Source organism: Microcoleus sp. PH2017_34_RAT_O_A, from assembly GCF_020737885.1.
Lineage (GTDB): Bacteria > Cyanobacteriota > Cyanobacteriia > Cyanobacteriales > Microcoleaceae > Microcoleus.
This window is the reverse complement of sequence record NZ_JAEQDD010000073.1, coordinates 16,481-33,437: the sequence shown is the minus strand read 5'-3', so window position 1 is coordinate 33,437 and position 16,957 is coordinate 16,481. Positions and strand designations below refer to the sequence as shown.

The following is a 16,957-nucleotide window of genomic DNA, read 5'->3' as shown; positions in this document are numbered from 1 at the left end:
TTGTTTTTAGATCGGACGTACGGTTGCAACCGCGTCTATATCAACGATGTCTGAGATTAGACGGCGGTTGAAACCGCGTCTACACAAACGATGTCCGCCTCCGCGGACTGAAGAAAACAAGGTAATTTTAACCGGCATTCTTCAACCCGCACTAGAAGGGTTTTGTTTGTATAGACGCGGTTTCAACCGCCGACTCTTATGTCCAAGATTATTTAAGATATTCCCGCTAGCTCCGCAATGATTAATGCGAGTTGAACAGGCTTCACAGGCTTAGCAATATGCTTGTTGAAACCTGCATCGATCGCCTTTTGCCGTTCTCCATCGCTAGCATAAGCAGTAAGCGCAATGGCTGGAATATTTCCACCAGCTTCGGCATCAAGAGATCGCACTTGTTCCATCAAAGAATATCCATCTTCTTCTGGCATTCCAATATCAGATATCAGCACGTCATATTTGTCAAGGTTTTCCTTCAAAGCCGCGATCGCCTCTTTTGCAGATCCCACCGTCAGCACCTCGGCGCCGTAGTCTTCTAGCACAAATTTCAATAACTCACGGGTATCGGCATCATCATCTACGCTTAAGATTTGCAAGCCTTCAAGGCAGCGGTTACTATCTTTCAATGTGTTTAGGGGTAGTGTAAATACAGTTGGCTGCAAATTACTAGGTTGTATTGATTCTTGGGCTATTAAAACTAGCGGCAACCTCAAAATTATCGTAGTTCCTTGTCCTTCACCCGGACTATCCGCCCGCACTGTTCCCCCATGCAACTCTACTAGATGACGCACGATCGACAAACCTAATCCTAGCCCTTGATTAGCCTTGGTAGTGCTGGAATCTCCTTGATGGAAACGATCGAATATATAGGGCAAAAATTCTGCCAGAATGCCTTTTCCGGTGTCGGTGACTCGAATTTGAGCATGACTGTCGATCGCCTCTAAGACAATTTCCACTCGTCCACCCGATGGGGTAAACTTAATCGAGTTAGATAGCAGATTCCATAGGACTTGTTGCAACCTGTCAGCATCGCCTAAAACCGTCGCAGAACTCAACTGAGCAACCATTTGGATGTTTTTGGCATCCGCTGATAATTGAACCCCGTCGATCGCATTTTGCGCCACCACCACCAGATCGATCGGACTAATATCGAGATGAAGCTTACCGCTCGTAATCCGGGAAATATCCAGAATATCTTCAATTAACTGATTTTGGGCGATCGCACTCCGCTCAATCACCTCTAGGGCGCGACTAGCCGTTGCTTCATTCAGCTTGCCAGAGCGCAGCAATTTTGCCCATCCCAGGATCGGAGTTAGGGGGTTACGGAGTTCGTGGGAGAGATTTGCCAGAAATTCATCTTTAGCACGGTTGCTGGTTTCTGCTTGTTGACGGGCTGACTTCTCCTGCATCAATAGCTGCGATCGCTCTATCTCAAACTGTCTGCGATCGGTGATATCCTCGATCGACAACAAAATCATTAAACCTTGGTCTTCGCGTTGCAGTTTACAAGCATTCAGCAGCATAGTTTTCTGGCCAATCTGCTCAAATACGTGATCTAACTCAAAGTTTTGAAGCTGAACATCACTCACCAGAATATCTTCCAAGATCGATCGCAGTTTCGGGATATTCCATTGCCCATTTCCCAATTCAAACAGCGAAAATTCCGCTGTTTCTGGGGATGAAACCTGAAATGTTTCATAGAAACATCGATTGGCAGTGTTCACTTGTAAATTAGCATCCAGCACGACTAAAGGTATTTGAACAGTTTCGACGATCGTTTCAGCATAATTTCGGGCCAACTCTAAGGTTTTGGCACTACGTTTCAGAGCATCAATATCGATCCAAACCATTACCACACCGTCAATCAGGTTTTCCGTCGTGCGATAAGGACGAATGCGGAGGTTGTACCAATATCCCGCTAGAGTTTGGACTTCTTGTTCTTTCGTCTGGAGAGTATCAATCACCTCCAAAATCATTGCTTCCAAATTAGGAACATCAAGAGAGGAACGAATATCGCTAAAAGGTCGTCCAATATCTGTAGTAATCAGATTAAAAAGTTGCTTTGCCATTGGCGTAAAGCGTCGAATCTGTAAATCATTTGTCAGGATTAAAATCGGGATATTGATACTACCAAGCAAATTTATTAAGTCATTATTGACCTGGTGTTGTTCAATATTTCGACTGCGAAGTTCCTCATTAGTGGTGATCAGTTCCTCGTTGGTAGCTTGAATCTCTTCTTTGGCAGTTTCTAGTTCCTCGTTGGTGCTTTGCAACTCCTCGTTGCTCGATAGGATTTCTTCGTTGGCAACTTTGATATCTTGGTTGAGATTTTCCTGCTCATGAATTACCGCTTGCAGATGCGCTTGAGCCGCAAGTTTTTCTTCGTTAGCGGTGACAAGCGTCTGCCTCAGCCGCACAATCTCAGCCTCTAAATCACCAGGCTCCAAACTCTCAGAATTGACGTTATTGAGGTTAATCGCAGTGGGTAAAGCTTCTTCAAATAGAATCAACAAGTAGCGTGATTCGACTGTCGCAGGCTGGAACGGAATCACCTCAAGATTGACGAGACTCGATCGATCGCCCGTTTCCACCCCGATCCCTTCTTTTCTGACAATTACGTTCTGCATCAGTGCCTGATAAATTGCAGTGCGAAGCTCGATCAGCAAGCCTTTCCTTGCCATTGTCAGCAAGTTTAAGCTGGGAATCCCTGGTGTCAGTCTCAAGTAAGCATTGGTGTCTCCCCGCACTTGCAGAATGTTCATCTGTTCGTTGACAACCACACCTGCTGGGGCATAGCGATTCAAAATCAGTTGGTCTGTGTATCGCTGTAAGTCAAATGAATCTGGATCGTTTTCATTCATTTGCTCAGATTCATCTACTTTAGCGACGGGATAAGAACTCGTCGAAAACGAAAATATCGGACTATTTTCAGTCAATTTTTTAGCATAGATTTTGCACTTTGTGTGTACTGAATCAAATAAGGATGAGAATTTTCCGATACTCTCAGAAGTGCCTAATAGGAGAAAGCCAGTCGGGTTAAGACTGTAATGAAAAATCGGAATCACTCGTTTTTGCAACGGCTCTGCTAAGTAAATCAGCACATTGCGACAGCTAATTAGATCGAGATTGGAAAAAGGCGGGTCGCTGCCTAAGTTTTGTCTGGCAAATATACACAGCTCGCGGACTGTTTTGTTGATTTTATAGCCTCCTCCTTCCACCAGAAAGAAGCGAGCCCGGCGCTCTGCTGAAACGTCGATCATTTGGTTTTCTAAGTAGAAGCCAGACCTTGCTTTGCTAATCGCCGCTTCGCTAATATCTGTGGCAAAAATCTGGATCTGTGGTAGGGGAGCTCGATCGCTCAAAAACTCTAACAAACAAATCGCGATCGAGTAAACTTCTTCTCCAGTGGAACATCCCGCCACCCAAATCCGGATGGGAATTTCTGCCGATTTATTTTGGGTAATCGTGGGAAAAACCAGCTCTTTTAACTGTTCAAAGGCTTCTGGATCGCGAAAAAAACTGGTGACGTGGATCAGGATTTCTTGATACAGAGCATGGACTTCAGCCGGATAGTCTCGAAGATATTGGGCGTAATCTGCCAATCGTTCCAGCTTGTATAACAGCATCCGTCGCTGGATGCGTCGATCGACTGTAGCGACTTTGTAGTGGGTGAAATCAACGCCTGTGGTCGATCGCAACAGTCCCAAAATAGTTGCCCGGACATCACTTTGTTCGGGTGATACTGCAACCGCGATCGTCGATATCGGGCAAGAAATCCAGGGATTGCCACTGAGATTTGCCAATTCCTGAGCAATTTGTTGAGGGGGCAGAACGAAGTCTACATCACCTGTGGCAACTGCGGTATTCGGCATACTATCGAATTTTGCCGAGGCTTCGCATTGAGCAAATGTCAAGCCACCGGCTGCTTTGATTGCCTTGATTCCCAGCGAACCGTCTCCGTCTCCCCCGGATAATATTATGGCGATCGCCTTGTGTCCGCGATCGACAGCCAAGGACACCAGAAACGCATCTCCCGGCATATATTTTCCATAAACTTTCTCGCGGGGTGTAAGTTTCAGCACCCCTTCCACGAGAGTCATCTTAGTGTTAGGCGGAATTATATATACTTGATTTGGCTCTACAGTCGTGCCGTCTTCCACCTGACTAACAGGCATTTCTGTCTTTGTGGCGAGGATTTCGCTTAACAGGCTTTTGTAATTGGGATCGAGGTGCTGAATTAGCACAAATGCCATGCCCGTATCGGCAGGTAAGTGGCCCAGAAACTCTGTGAATGCTTCTAGCCCTCCGGCTGAGGCGACAATCCCAACGATGGGAAACGGGGCTTCTACTGTGTTTTGCTCTGCCTCGTCGATCGCCGATGGTGCGATCGATTCGGGTATATTTGTCTCGGAGGTGCTCATAGAAATCTCCTGAAAAACCCCGTATTTGTCAATCAGGGCTGTTTAATTTTCTGTAGGGGCGGTGCCCCCGTGCCCGCCCTATTCCTGTAGGGGCGGTGCCCCCGTGCCCGCCCCATCCCTGAAACACCTACAAAATAGTGGATGAGGAGAGGAGGGTAGGCACGCACCGTCCACTACCCCTACAAATTTTCTCAATCTCTTTGTTAACAGAAGATCGATTGACTCATATTCTTTCTTTGTAAAAATTTACTTAAAAAAAAAGAGGGTATACCCTCCTTAATTAATAACATTGACATACTCCCCGTCGTAAACGAGCGGGGATTCTTGACACTTCATCGGATGATGCAACGCCCGGTTGTCTTACTCTTCCTCCATGTCCGTTTAGAGTCGTGGCAATGCCCTATCCCGACTATATGTATCGTTTTGTTTTAACTAACAATACTTTTGTTTTGCTTCCAGGTTGGATTATAACCATTGCCCTTCAGTCTTTCCCTATTTCTTGAGCAGTCCCGGTTTCAACTCTGATGAGTATATATCGCTGCACTATACGGCGGGGATTTCAACCACCTACATTCTGGCACAAAGCCGTCCTGGAAGGACGGGGCTTCAAACCCAATTTCTTGGTGATGCCGATATTATTCGACTGTCACCGGAGGTATTTCTGAGGATACCTCTAATGTTGCTTCGGGTGTAGCTTCCGTAACTGGTTCGGATGTAGCTTCCGTAACTGGTTCGGATGTAGCTTCCGTGACTGGTTCGGGTGTAGCTTCCGTGACTACTTCGGGTGTAGCTTCCGTGACTGCTGCGGTTGTTTCTTCCGGCAAATCTTCTTCCATTGCTGAGGGCACATCTTCGAGTATTTCATCGGAGAGTTCATCGGCATCAGTTGAATCAGCAGGAACTTCTATCCCAGCTTTAGCTTGCTTTTGGGCCAGCATTTTTTCACGGAACTTAGCAGCCATTTCCTCAGCTTTCTCGTATACCAATTCACGATTTTTGACCATCGCGCCCGGTTCCGGTTCCAACTGTTTGGTGGAGAGAGAAATCCGGCCTCTTTCGGCATCCAAGTCAATGATCATCACCTTCACTTCGTCGTTGACATTAAACACGCTATGAGGCGTATCGATGTGATCGTGCGAAATTTCCGAGATGTGTAGCAAGCCGCTGACGCCGCCGATGTCGATAAAAGCACCGTAGGGCTTGATACCGCGTACTGTACCGATGACCACTTCCCCGACTTCGAGGCGGTTCATCTTGCGCTCAACTAAGGCGCGACGATGACTTAATACTAGGCGGTTGCGGTCTTCGTCTACCTCTAAGAATTTCAAGGGTAATTCTTCGGCGACTAATTCTTCCTTCGGTTTGCGGGTGCTGATGTGAGAACCGGGAATGAAGCCTCGCAACCCTTCTATTCTCACCAGTGCGCCGCCACGGTTAGTGGCAAATACTTGCGATCGAACTGTAGCGTCTTCTGCTTGCAGTTGTCGCACTCTTTCCCAGGCGCGCATATACTCAATGCGTCGAATGGACAGGGTTAATTGTCCGTCTTCATTTTCATCGGTGAGGATGAAAAATTCTCTGGTTTCGTTTGATTGCAATACCTCTTCAGGGCTTTCGACTCGATTGATCGACATTTCCTGAATGGGAATGTACGCTGCTGTTTTAGCACCGATATCAATCAGAGCGCCCCTCGGTTCTATACTAAAAACTGTACCCGCTACTACATCGCCGGGGCTAAAGTGATAGTCATATTTATCAAGTAAGGCCGCAAAATCTTCGTGAGTAAAGCCGATGTCTTTGACTGTGGTTTTGGTATTGACCATGCGAATAGTTTCCTAGGATTTCTCTCCTTCATGTTTTTCGTTTGCAGGCAGATACTAGAGATTTTGCTGAAAAAGTGGTTAACTTCTTGCAAAATCTTTTACGAAAGTCAGTTTTTGCCAACTTTTGCCCGGTGCAACCGTACACCGGCGCTTGCCATTGCTCTTAATTCCAACTCTGTGTTAAAGCGTTTGATTTTTAACATTCAGAGTCCAGTGGATTATTATACCTTATCGGCATACTGCTTTTAAATTAATTTAGGGTAGGGATACGGCATTGCCGTGTCCTGAGTTGCCTGAGAAGCATCCGGACACGGCAGTGCCGTGTCCCTACCCGATGGATTATTTTAGGGTAGGGATACGGCATTGCCGTGTCCTGAGTCAACTGAGGGTGCAACCGGAATTGACATAACGCAGGATTCCTGGTTTGCTCGATCGCACGACTCATCCGGTTCCGACAAATCCGATTCATTTTCTGGCCCAGTTTCTGGGCACAAAGCTGCGTCAAGGGGACTCTGAAGGTGATTCAGGGTATCGACAAAATCTCGAATGCCCCGAAATTGCCGATATACAGAGGCGAAACGGACATAAGCGACTTCGCTGAGTGGCCGCAAATGTAATAATACTAATTCTCCAATGTTAGAACTCGTGACTTCCCGGAGCGATCGACCTTGCAGTTGGGCTTCGATTTCTTCTGCGAGGGTTTCGAGCTGTCCCGAAGACAAACCTGTTTTTTCGCAGGCCCGAACCAGTCCTCTGACTAATTTTGACCGATCGAAAGATTCGCGCTTCCCGTCCCGCTTAATCACCGTAATCGGCACAAATTCTATGCGTTCGTAAGTTGTGAAGCGGTGCTGACAGCTCAAACATTCGCGCCGCCGACGGATGCTTTGACCAGATTCGGCTGAACGCGATTCGAGAACGCGGCTATTTGTGTGTTGGCAGGAGGAACAGCGCATGATTGCTGATTTTAACAGGTGTTGCCAGCAAATTGCCATTCATCTAACCGCCCGGGGGTCTGATGAATAGCTGGACTAGAAAAATTACTGAGGATACAGTGCTGAGGATGTGTCTCAACTTGAGCTAAAACCTAGTTCTAGACTGCTGTTTGATGGCTAGGCCCGATCCCCCCTAGCCCCCCTTAGGTCGGGGGGACAAGAGTGTCTTGCGTCCCCCCACTATCCGGGAGGACAGCAGTTTTATCTTTCGTCCCCTGACTATCGAGGGGGCGGAAATTCTCTCAAAGTCCCCCTTCTTAAGGGGGATTTAGGGGATCGAGACTCTGCTATAAACAAGAGATACAAAGGTTTTGAGGCCATTGTTGACACCCCTTGGCTGCCAGCGTATAGCTAATTATTTGCCAATCCGGGGTGGTTCCCGAAAGGCGATCGCAAAAAATAGTACACCTAAGGCTAAAGCCAGAATCAAAATGTAAGCAACACTTTCCATGTTAAATTTTCCCTATCTTCCCTTGCCGTATTATTTTATCAGAAAATTGGGTTGAAAACCCCGTCCCGATCGGACGACTTTTTTACATTGTTAAGTAAAATAACAAATCCATCTTAACAAATGAATATGGTAGAATAACTAGATCAGACAAGATGTAAAAACCTACCCCCGGACTGGGGGAAAGTCTACGCCCAAAACATTTTTGAGGAGATATGACTACGCAGCTAGGCTGCAAATGTAGTCAGCCTGGGAACCCACGCTTGCGCGGGATATTTTGACAGAAATGTCTTAAGAATCCCCGTACCTTAAGGTCGGGGAGTGTCAATAACTAAAAAAACCCGGTTTCTTCAAGAAACCGGGTTTTTGTGCACCGGGGAAGTTTCCCGATGTACTCTTCGGCGGCAGAAAACTAGATAGATTCTTCTCTTCTTGTGCTCTTGTCGCCCAGTTTTTGGAACAAGCCCCACTCGACTTGTTCTTCCAGGTCAGCCTCAACTCCAGCAAACACGTCGCGGAAAATAGTCCGAGAACCGTGCCAGATATGGCCGAAGAAGAACAGCAAAGCAAAGCAAACGTGTCCGAAAGTAAACCAACCGCGAGTTGAAGTACGGAAAACACCGTCAGAATTCAAGGTTTCGCGATCGAATTCAAATACTTCACCCTGTTGGGCGGCGCGAGCAAACTTCTTAACATCTAAAGGATTCTTAAAAGTTTGACCGTTCAGTTCGCCACCGTAGAAGCTGACAGTAACTCCGCTTTGTTCAAAGCTGTATTTTGATTCAGCACGGCGGAAGGGGATGTCAGCGCGAACGACCCCATCTTTGTCCGTCAAAATTACTGGGAAAGTTTCAAAGAAGTTCGGGAGGCGTCGTACCGACAATACCCGACCTTCGTTGTCAGTAAATACTGCATGGCCCAACCAAGTTTTAGCAATACCGTCGCCGTTGACCATCGCGCCAGCACGGAACAAACCACCTTTAGCAGGAGAGTTGCCCACGTAGTCGTAGAAAGCCAATTTTTCGGGAATTTGCTCGTAAGCTTGTTGGAAGCTTTGACCGGCGGCCAAGCTAGCTTGAGCTCTGCGATCGATCTCTTGTTGGAAATAGTTGCCGTCCCACTGATAGCGAGTCGGGCCGAAAAGCTCGATCGGAGTAGCAGCAGAACCGTACCACATCGTACCCGCAACCACGAAAGCTGCAAAGAACACAGCAGCAATACTGCTAGAAAGTACAGTTTCGATGTTACCCATCCGCAGGGCTTTGTAAAGACGTTCCGGCGGCCGCACAGTCAAGTGGAACAAACCGGCAATTACGCCGACTACACCCGCTGCAATGTGGTGAGCGACGATGCCACCCGGATTGAACGGATCGAAGCCTTCAGGGCCCCAAGCAGGCGCCACTGGTTGGACGTGACCGGTCAAGCCGTAGGGGTCGGAAACCCACATTCCCGGGCCAAAAAGTCCGGAAAGGTGAAATGCCCCGAAGCCGAAGCACAGCAAGCCGGAGAGGAACAAGTGAATGCCAAACATTTTTGGCAAGTCGAGGGCTGGTTCACCGGTGCGAGGATCTCTGAAGAGTTCCAAATCCCAGAATACCCAGTGCCAGACTGCTGCTAAAAACAGCAAACCGGAGAGGATGATGTGAGCAACAGCAACGCCTTCAACAGACCAGAAGCCCGGATCGACGTTAGTTTCGCCGGTGAGGCTCCAACCGCCCCAAGAACCGGTGACTCCTAAGCGAGCCATGAAGGGTAGCACGAACATCCCTTGACGCCACATCGGGTTAAGAACTGGGTCTGTGGGGTCAAAAACTGCTAGTTCGTAAAGGGCCATTGAGCCGGCCCAACCAGCCACGAGGGCAGTGTGCATTAAGTGTACAGAAATCAATCGACCTGGGTCATTTAAGACGACTGTGTGTACGCGATACCAGGGTAGTCCCATTGACTGCGGTTCTCCAAGGTGTAAGTGATGATGTCTATTTTGACGGAAAAATCAGATTCTCAATGCCGTGCAGTTACCTGCGGGCTGTAAATTCTGACGAGTGCCGAATCCTTTCTACCGCTTCTAAAAACCTACAGAAATCTGTAAATCAAACTTAGCGGTCTATGTTTAGCCTAGATCAAGTGCTATAAGCTTCCTGATTGCTCAGGTTGGCCTAATCTTCCCAGTTAGAGACTGCCCTTATTAGCAGAGGACTTCCATATTTGATTTTTTGATGATTAATTTGTGCCAAGTGTGTTTCTGTGGTTTTCATGCCCAGTCAGCTTTAGCAACCCGCACCAATCAAGCGTTTTTCCAGTTTATAACGATTTATTGCTCGGCGATCGTCAAAGTCTGAAAAATCTAGACAAGTCTAGATTTTTCGGCTACTGTTTTAAACCCTCACAGGGGTGGAGGCATAAAAATGAAAGTTATTTAAAGAAGTGTATCGAGTGTTAGAACCGATTGCAATATGTTGGGCCTTACATTAATTGCGGGTTCTCGATTTCGCAGCGGGTGGCGATCGTCCCGAGGCGTTCGAGGACTTGCTCGGCATCGATCAGTCTGGTGAGGGTGACGCTGCCGATATTTTTTGCCGGATCTGCGGGATCGGGAGGGGCACAGGGTTTGACTTCTACCATGAGCACGGCGTCTTCTACGCGGTAGAGCCACATTTTTTCGTTGCGATCCAACAGGGAGAGCTTGAGCTGTTGGATGTCTGGCTGGCGCCTCCAGCCGGCTGCTGTCCACTCGCCGCCAACTCCCCAGACGCGCCCCACTTTCCAGCCGTCGGATAAGAAGAAATATTTCATTTGCTGTGTGCGCTTGTTAATTATTTTTTTGTTATAGCATTCGGCCGAAGCAAGAAGGAAGTTATGTTAGGGTGCCGAGTGCGGGTACAATAATGTGGCGATCGCCTACTTAAGAATTTTCCCCTGCGATCGGCATCCTACTGACTGACTTACAAAGAAACCGGGTGTCGAGTTTCCCGATCGCAAGTTACCTGTTGTAAAGGAATCTTCACAACGAATTCTGTCCCTTTACCGGGAGCAGAAATACAACTAATTTGACCGCCGTGTTGTTCGACAACAATTTGGTGACTGATAGATAAACCCAATCCCGTGCCACTCCCTACAGGTTTTGTGGTAAAAAACGGGTCAAACATCTTTTTTACCACTGCTTCACTCATGCCAATACCGTTGTCAGCAATCCGAATCACTGCGAATTGACTGGGAGAATTTTCGGGAGTAATTGTCGCTGACAACTGATTGTAAGCTCTTGCTGCTTTGCCTTTGCCAACTCCCGAACATTCTGCTGTTTCCAGCTCAGTATGAATCTCTATTTTGGGGTAAGGTTGAGTTTCTAGGGCATCAATGGCATTATTTAGCAAACTGGCAAACACCTGATTCAACTGACTGCTGTAACAGGGAACTTCCGGCAGGTTGCCGTAGTTTTTTATTACTTCAATCTCTTGAGAAATAATGCTGCTTCCGCTTTTTTTGCTAACACCTTTACCTCCCGCTCGGTGCTGGACGAATAGTAAAGTGTGATCGAGATTTTGATTGATATCTACTTCTTTGATGCCGGATTCGTCGAGCTTTGTGAAAAACTTTAACGATTCAACAATTTGTTGGATGCGCGATGCTCCAGACTCGATTGACTGCATTAGCCGCGACCAATCTTTTTGCAAAAAATCTAAATCTATACTCTCAGCGAGTTGTTGTATTTCGGCTCCGGGTTCTGGATATTTGTTTTTGTAAAGTTCCAGGAGGTTGTTTAAATCTTGGAAATAGTGGCGGGCTGGATTGATATTGCCCAAAATAAAACTATTGGGATTGTTAATTTCGTGGGCAACTCCTGCTACCATTCTCCCGAGACTTAACATTTTTTCCGTTTGAATCAGTTGGGATTGGGTGCGTCGGAGATTGTCTAATGTTAATTTTAATTGAGTAGCTTTTTCTCGTTCCCGCAGTTCGCTTTTTCGCAGTTCCAGTTCGGCTTGTTTGACAGCGGTGATGTCGCGGCTGACAGATAAGACAGATGCAATTATCCGATCGCGCTTAAATTCAGGAACCATGCAAACTTGATAAAATTTAGTGCCTGATTTTGTGAGAAAATTAAACTCAAAGCACTGTTCGGTGCCGTTAGCGAATACGGCGCACAAAGCTGCTTCCGAGAGCATCACCACTTCCTCAGACATTCCTAACTCTCGATGGGTTTTACCCGTGAATGCTGCGGCGGGGATTCCTGTCGCTAATTCGGCTGCTGGATTGACGTAAAGGTGGCGCAGTTGCTTGTCAAATCGGGCAATCATATCCGGGGAATTTTCCGCTAAGGCCCTGAATTCTTGTTCGCGGCGGTATGAGGTTTCTTGTGCAAGCTTTTGCTCGGTAATGTCGTAAGTCATCATTAGAATGCAGTTGGTGTCGCCAATGCTAATGATTTCTGCGGATATGAGGACACACTTGATATTGTCGAACTTGGTACGAAACTGGAATTCTTGTTTGTAAATACTGCCGGATATGTGCAAGATTTCTAAGAAACGATCGCGATCGCCCAAATTCTCCCATAAATTGATTTGGCGATCGGTTTTTCCCAAGATTTCCTCGGGAAAATAGCCGGTGAGGTTGCAAAAGCTCTGGTTGACTTCCGTTAAGTATCCCTTTTCCAGTGTGGCGATTGTCATGGCGGCGGGGCTGCTGCGAAAAGCTTTGGCAAATTTTTCTTCGGAAAAGCGCAGGGCTAACTCGGCTAATTGGCGCGATCGCACTTCCGATCGCAACAGCATATTTTGTTGTTCTAATTGTTTGGTGAGGTTTCGCAGTTGTAGGTGAACGTTGATGCGGGCGATCGTCTCTTCGTGCTCCAGCGGTTTAGTGATGTAGTCTACTGCACCCAAAGTCAACCCTTTCACTTTATCCGCAGCCTCGGAAAGAGCTGTCATAAAAATTACGGGAATGTCCTTAACTTCATCTATTGATTTCAGGCGGCGGCAGGTTTCAAATCCGTCTATTCCCGGCATCATCACATCTAGCAAAATGATATCTGGCAAGATTTTTGTGACTCTATCCAGCGCTTTTTCTCCCGTTGTAGCTACAAAAATCTCAAATCCGTATTCCACTAAGAAATATGATAATATGTTAATATTAGCGGGTTGGTCGTCTACGATTAATACTTTGCTTTTTGGCTGAGTCTGCATATTTTTATGTTTGAAAATCAACGAAATGGCTCACATAAAGTAGGTTGATTGGGAGTGTCTTAACCCAACATACAAGAATATGAGAAGGCATTGAATAGAGAAACAGAGTTGCTTGCCACAAACTCAACCTGAAAGCCGAGATGTTGCATCGCTGTTACTCGGCTGCTTGAGTTTGGTAGAATTTGGTGCAACAGATCGGATGTAGGAGATGGAACCCTTATAGAAATCTATTCTACTATTTATTCTTCAAATTTGCTCGGTTATATCAACTTTAGAGTGTGAAAAACTGGGTTTCTGGTGCCGTGACGTACAACTGCCATACATACCAGCGGGAGCATCTCATTTTCGCAAAAAGGATGTTTTTTACAGTGCTGTCCCCGCTCGCGTGCTTTACACAGCACGCGAGCGGGGACAGCACTACTAAAAATGCAAAAATAAGATGTACCCAATACCAGCGATGGCGATCGTCGCGCATCCCAACGCTTACGTTTCACTGGCCATGACTTACTTACCAGAAAGAAAATTAAAATCAGACTATTCATTACTCCAATCCTCTTCCTTCTAGGTAGAGGTCGCTCTCAAACTGTCAAGCGGTCAACTGTCAACTGTCAACTGTTGAAGTATTTTCCCTCTCACACCCTTACTATTTATACTGCAAGTTTGCTGGCTCCGAACGATTTTTAGGATTGAGGCTATAACTGCTTGTTAAATCAGATTATGAGGATTGAACTCCGTACTAGGAAGCAATTTTAGTCGCCCGGATTTAAGTAAGGCCCAATTAGTTTAATTATCGCGTCATCGTCATAGCGATCGACTAACTGCCAAATTTTCCGAGCAAATAGGGTATAGGTCGGATTTAACTCTTGCAGGCGCTGTGCTTCGTACTTAACCTGCTCGAAATTACCGATTTGAGCGGCTTCGTACAAATAAAGTAACTCTTCGCGGGGAGGCATTTCTACGTCTTCTGAGCCGATCGCCAATTCAGAGAAAGTACGCGCGATGGAGTTATCCCGTAGGGAATCGCCCGAAGCCTCAAAAATCCAAATCAGTCCCAGATAATTCTGTATTTTTGCCAAAAAATCATCAATTATAAAAAATTTACTGATAAAATCAGTGTAGCCTATTTCCTCTTGCTTTTCCAACTCCAACTCGAACAGCCCGCTAGTAGCAATCAAGATTGGCGTCTCCCGAAACATTGGCAAACAACGCAATTGAGCGCAGAGTTCAAAACCGCTGATTCCAGGCATCAACAAGTCAGCAATAATTAAATCCGGTTCCTGGGAAATCGCTATTGCTAAACCTCTTTCACCAGAATCAGCCTCAATTAACTCAAAACCCAGCGGTGCTAAAATATCCACCATCAAAGAGCGATTTTCTGGGCTATCGTCAACAACTAATATTCTACGCCGTTGACCTTCATAACCTGTAATTACGGGTTGCTGTGGTGGTGGCAAAACTGGTAGGAGCACATCTGCGAGGGACAATTCAATCTCAAACCAAAACGTACTCCCAACACCCCAACAACTTTCGACTTTGAGTTCCCCTCCCATCAGCGAAACTAAGGTTTGGGCAATGTTTAATCCCAAACCCGTCCCTTCTGTTTTCTGCCCGATTTCGTTCACTTGTTCAAAAGGTAGAAATATTCGTTCTATTGCATCGCTAGTAATTCCGATGCCTGTATCTTTAACTTGAAAGTGGATTTTGGTAATTGGGAAGGCGGGACTTGCATTAAATAAAAAATCTGATTCCTTGCCCCCGCTCAATATTCCTGCAACAGGTTGACTGTTCTCAATTACCTCTACCTTAAAAAGTATGCTACCTTCATCAGTAAATTTAATCGCGTTACTTAATAAATTCAGGAGAATTTGACGCAACCGCTTTTCATCGACAGATACAAAATCCGGAATTTTACCTGCTATTTGGGTGACAAAGACCAGGTTCTTTTCTTCGGCTTTGAACCGAAAAATTTCTAATATGTCATTGAGAAAATCCGACAAACAAACATCGTTAACAGTTAACTCCATCTTTTCAGCTTCAATTTTAGCCAAATCTAAAATATCATTAATTAAAGTCAGCAACTGAGAACCGCACTGCTGGATCGTGCGAATTTGCTCTTTGTCGCGGGGAGAAAAATCTGGCTGTCGGGAAAGTATTTGAGTGTAGCCGAGAATGGCATTGAGGGGAGTACGCAATTCGTGGCTCATATTGGCAAGAAAGGCACTTTTAGCAAGGGATGCGACTTCGGCGGCTTCTTTTGCTCTTTGGAGTTCGGCAATGCGATCGCTCACCTTTTGTTCTAAAGTGCGATTGTAGTCTGCCTGCAACTTCTCGGCTTTTTTGCGATCGGTGATGTCTTGAGAAGCTGCGATCGCGCCGATAATGTTGCCAGCTTCATCAAACAGCGGCGTACTAAAAACTTCTAAAGGAATAGTGCGATCGGGCAAACGAATTTCTATGTCTTCCACTCTCACGGTTTCTCCTTTGAGCGATCGAGCGACTGGATTTTTTTCAATTGAATATAATTCATCTGTTCCTGCATCGTAAAGTCTAAAAACTTTTGCTATTTGCTCAATTGTAGACTCCGGTATAGTTTGGATATTTACTAACTGTCGCGCTATCTGATTTATGTAAATCAGTTGTCCAGTAATATCATGAACTGATACTCCCACCGGCATAGCTTCGAGGATTTGTTTCATGCGGCTTTCACTGTCGGTTAAGGCAGCATTTAAAGATTGGAGCGATTTGAAAGCATATTGCAGTTTGTCTGCCATATAATTGAAGGAATTTGCCAATTGCCCGACTTCATCAGCGCGATCGATCTCGACATTTGTATTCCCTTCATTGTTAGCTAGAGCTTTGGCGGCAGTATTTAAGCATAAAAGTGGCTCTGTTATCCATTTGGCTGTGAAAATGCCGACAACAATTGCTCCCGTTAAGGCAGTCGCACATAGTATAATTGTGGTGAGATTGTTGGCGTCAATTTCTGCCATAAAATCAGATTCTGGGATGACGATCGCAATCAACCAATCTAAACCAAAATTATCCTTGTAAGGTACTACTTTGAGTAATTGGCATTGGCCGTCAATTTCAAATTCAAGGTGTTGAACATCATTAATTTGGGAAAAATCGCCAAAGTGATTCGTTAAAAATAGACCCGTGGCGCGGATTGTAGCATTTGGGCTTGCCGTTAATTTTAATCGATTAAACTGCTGGTTGCTCAAAATATAGGGATTGTCGGGCCCGGAATTGGCTACTAACAACCCGCTGCGTTCGATAATAAAAATTTTTGCCGACTTGCTAGTTTTTATGCTATCGAGAAAGTTGGCAATCTTTCTAATGTTGAGGTTTACCGAAAATACTCCTAGCAGTTCCTTTGTAGTCTCATCATAAATCGGTCGATTGCCGTTAATTACTAAATCTGTATTGTTACCGACTTGAAAAATATTACTCCAGGTGGATTTCCCGGCAGCTTTAGCAGCTTGGTACCAAGGCCTATTTGTGGCATCAGGTTGTCGAAAAGTTTTGTATAGTTTGGTTCTATTACCTAGCAAGTCTGGAACATACATATTGATGATGCCCCGATCGAACTCATCCGATCGCATAATCAGATTCTGTCCGATAGTGCGATCGCTTCCCACGAAGTCTCCCCGTTTGCTACCAAAAATAATGGTTGTCGGCGAATCGAACTGTTTGAGTTGAAACGAAAGGTAGCGTTCGAGTTGCCGCAAATCTTGTAAATTGATTGTTTTTTGGCGCACCGCATCGGCGTTAATGCGGTTGATCGAATGAGGCGCAGACAGATATGTATCGAGGTAGTGTATGACGCGATCGCCAATTTGTGCTGCTAGCCGATCTGCTAGGTTGTTAACCGCCTTTTGCCCGTTTGTATAGGAAAGATACCCCACCAACCCCGCAGTCCCGACAATTTGCAGCACAAACGGTACAATCAGCACTGTTCGTAGCGGGATTTTTTTGAGATGGGTAGTTAGGCGATAGACTGTTTTAATCGACATGATAAAACCGTGCTTATCAAAGTGGGGAAATTGAACGATCGCACTTAGTAACGCAAGGATCTCGCTGACTGAGAGTTGGCAGG

General features: G+C 45.9%; 8 protein-coding genes. All 8 read right to left on the bottom strand.

All coding sequences use genetic code 11. The features are described from left to right. Positions 1-212: 212 nt before the first annotated feature. The 8 genes from JGK11_RS22265 to JGK11_RS22230 all read right to left on the bottom strand — a co-directional run bounded on the left by JGK11_RS22265 (position 213) and on the right by JGK11_RS22230 (position 16,874). The gene (locus JGK11_RS22265) at positions 213-4,415 is read right to left on the bottom strand and encodes a chemotaxis protein CheB (RefSeq protein ID WP_293212920.1); all 4,203 of its coding nucleotides are present in this window, start codon (positions 4,413-4,415) and stop codon (positions 213-215) included. 635 nt (positions 4,416-5,050) lie between these two features. Then, the gene (locus JGK11_RS22260; protein WP_293183180.1) at positions 5,051-6,238 is read right to left on the bottom strand and encodes a 30S ribosomal protein S1; all 1,188 of its coding nucleotides are present in this window, start codon (positions 6,236-6,238) and stop codon (positions 5,051-5,053) included. Between the two features lie 344 nt (positions 6,239-6,582). After that, entirely contained in the window at positions 6,583-7,194 is a 612-nt protein-coding gene (nrdR, locus tag JGK11_RS22255) for a transcriptional regulator NrdR (protein ID WP_293183214.1), read from the bottom strand. 394 nt (positions 7,195-7,588) lie between these two features. Continuing rightward, positions 7,589-7,684 (bottom strand): photosystem II reaction center protein T, encoded by a 96-nt coding sequence (locus JGK11_RS22250; protein ID WP_083622085.1) that lies wholly within the window; start codon positions 7,682-7,684, stop codon positions 7,589-7,591. 409 nt (positions 7,685-8,093) lie between these two features. Next, positions 8,094-9,623: a photosystem II chlorophyll-binding protein CP47 gene (gene psbB / locus JGK11_RS22245; protein ID WP_293183178.1), complete on the bottom strand. Its 1,530-nt coding sequence runs from the start codon at positions 9,621-9,623 to the stop codon at positions 8,094-8,096. Positions 9,624-10,144: 521 nt separating this feature from the next. After that, positions 10,145-10,474 carry a hypothetical protein gene (locus tag JGK11_RS22240; RefSeq protein WP_293143313.1) on the bottom strand — a complete coding sequence of 110 codons (330 nt, stop codon included), beginning with the start codon at positions 10,472-10,474 and terminating at the stop codon, positions 10,145-10,147. Positions 10,475-10,623: 149 nt separating this feature from the next. Next, positions 10,624-12,861, bottom strand: a complete 2,238-nt coding sequence (locus JGK11_RS22235; protein ID WP_293183176.1) for a PAS domain S-box protein — start codon at positions 12,859-12,861, stop codon at positions 10,624-10,626. 749 nt (positions 12,862-13,610) lie between these two features. Then, a complete protein-coding gene (locus JGK11_RS22230; protein ID WP_293212918.1) occupies positions 13,611-16,874 on the bottom strand; it encodes an ATP-binding protein in 3,264 nt (1,087 codons plus the stop codon). Positions 16,875-16,957: the final 83 nt, after the last annotated feature.

Excerpts from the sequence above, each read along its gene's own strand:
- JGK11_RS22265 (WP_293212920.1), bottom strand. The coding sequence starts at position 4,415 with ATGAGCACCTCCGAGACAAATATACCCGAATCGATCGCACCATCGGCG.
- JGK11_RS22260 (WP_293183180.1), bottom strand. The coding sequence starts at position 6,238 with ATGGTCAATACCAAAACCACAGTCAAAGACATCGGCTTTACTCACGAA.
- nrdR (WP_293183214.1), bottom strand. The coding sequence starts at position 7,194 with ATGCGCTGTTCCTCCTGCCAACACACAAATAGCCGCGTTCTCGAATCG.
- JGK11_RS22250 (WP_083622085.1), bottom strand. The coding sequence starts at position 7,684 with ATGGAAAGTGTTGCTTACATTTTGATTCTGGCTTTAGCCTTAGGTGTA.
- psbB (WP_293183178.1), bottom strand. The coding sequence starts at position 9,623 with ATGGGACTACCCTGGTATCGCGTACACACAGTCGTCTTAAATGACCCA.
- JGK11_RS22240 (WP_293143313.1), bottom strand. The coding sequence starts at position 10,474 with ATGAAATATTTCTTCTTATCCGACGGCTGGAAAGTGGGGCGCGTCTGG.
- JGK11_RS22235 (WP_293183176.1), bottom strand. The coding sequence starts at position 12,861 with ATGCAGACTCAGCCAAAAAGCAAAGTATTAATCGTAGACGACCAACCC.
- JGK11_RS22230 (WP_293212918.1), bottom strand. The coding sequence starts at position 16,874 with ATGTCGATTAAAACAGTCTATCGCCTAACTACCCATCTCAAAAAAATC.